This is a genomic window from Microbacterium sp. ISL-103 (genome assembly GCF_018613995.1).
Classification (GTDB): Bacteria; Actinomycetota; Actinomycetes; order Actinomycetales; family Microbacteriaceae; genus Microbacterium.
In genome coordinates, this window is record NZ_JAGGPD010000486.1 from 2,235 (window position 1) to 3,827 (window position 1,593).

Sequence of the window (1,593 nt, forward strand, 5' to 3'; positions counted from 1 at the left end):
GAGGTTCGCCGGCAGCCCGTCGACGGTCTTGTCGGCGAGAACGCGCGAGGCGTTGGCGAGCAGGCGGATCGACTCGAGAACGGCGGTGCCCATGACCGGGATCGCGACGTTGAGCTCGAACGAGCCGGATGCGCCGGCCCAGGCGACGGTCGCGTCGTTGCCGATCACGCGGGCGCACACCATCAGCACAGCCTCGGGGACGACCGGGTTGACCTTGCCGGGCATGATCGATGATCCGGGCTGCAGGTCGGGGATGTGCAGTTCGCCGAGGCCCGTGTTGGGGCCGGAGCCCATCCAGCGCAGGTCGTTGTTGATCTTGGTCAGAGAGACCGCGATCGTGCGCAGCGCGCCGGATGCCTCGACGAGGCCGTCACGGTTGGCCTGCGCCTCGAAGTGATCCTTCGCCTCGGTGATCGGAAGCTCGGTCTCGGCGGCGAGAAGCTCGATGACCTTCTGCGGGAAGCCGAGCGGGGTGTTGATCCCGGTGCCGGTGGCGGTGCCGCCCAGCGGCACCTCGGCGACGCGGGGGAGAGCCGACTGCACGCGCTCGATCCCGAGGCGCATCTGACGGGCGTAGCCACCGAACTCCTGGCCGAGGGTCACAGGCGTCGCATCCATCAGGTGCGTGCGGCCGGACTTGACCGCGTCCTTCCACAGCTCGGCCTTCGCCTCGAAGGCGACGGCGAGGTGGTCGAGTGCGGGGATGAGTGTGTCGATGAGCGCCTGAGTGACCGCGATGTGCACCGAGGTCGGGAACACGTCGTTCGACGACTGCGAGGCGTTCACGTGGTCGTTCGGGTGCACGTCGGCGCCGAGGATGCGGGTCGCGAGGGTCGCGAGCACCTCGTTCATGTTCATGTTCGACGACGTGCCGGAGCCCGTCTGGTAGGTGTCGACCGGGAATTCGGCGTCGTGCGCGCCGGATGCGACCTGGTCGGCGGCCTGGGCGATCGCGTCGGCGATGGCGCCGTCGAGGGTGCCGAGTTCCTTGTTGGCGAGCGCGGCAGCCTTCTTGATGCGCGCGAGAGCCGCGATCTGCGTCGACTCGAGACCCTTGCCCGAGATCGGGAAGTTCTCGACGGCACGCTGCGTCTGCGCACCGTAGAGCGCGTTCACGGGCACCCGCACCTCGCCCATGGTGTCGTGCTCGATGCGGTAGCCGTGCGAGTTCTCGTCGCTGCGCTGGTCGGTGTCGGTCATTCCGAACCCTCCTTGGTTGCGGGGCCGTGCCCCTCGGTGTCGATTCCGTCGGTGTCGATGCCGTCTGTGTCGATCCCGACCGTGATGACGGGCACCGCGGTGCCCTCGGCCAGGCGGTAGTTGGCGCCCACGATGCCCAGCCGACCGTCGGAGACGGCCTGCGAGATCACCTCGGACGACTGCAGCAGGTCTCTGACGGTGTTGCGCAGGTGCTCCTGTCCGACGAGCTCGGCGTCGATCTCGTCGACGGTGGTGCCGCCGCTCTCGACGAGCACCTTGCGGGCTGCGGGGACGATCGGTGCGATGAGCTTCCAGATGTGCGGGGGGAGCGGAGCCGCGTCGATCGCGGGCCCGTCGACCGCAGCGCCCACGGCACCGCACGAGGCGGGGGCG

At 69.2% G+C, this 1,593-nt stretch carries 2 protein-coding genes; both read right to left on the reverse strand.

Annotation, left to right across the window (positions count from 1 at the left end; all coding sequences use genetic code 11):
* Window positions 1–1,200: class II fumarate hydratase (locus tag J7E68_RS16395; RefSeq protein ID WP_251049084.1), on the reverse strand; the 1,200-nt coding region annotated here is incomplete at its 3' end.
* On the reverse strand, window positions 1,197–1,593 hold a 397-nt coding region (locus J7E68_RS16400), incomplete at its 5' end, for a carbonic anhydrase (RefSeq protein WP_285225516.1). The genes J7E68_RS16395 and J7E68_RS16400, both read right to left, overlap by 4 nt.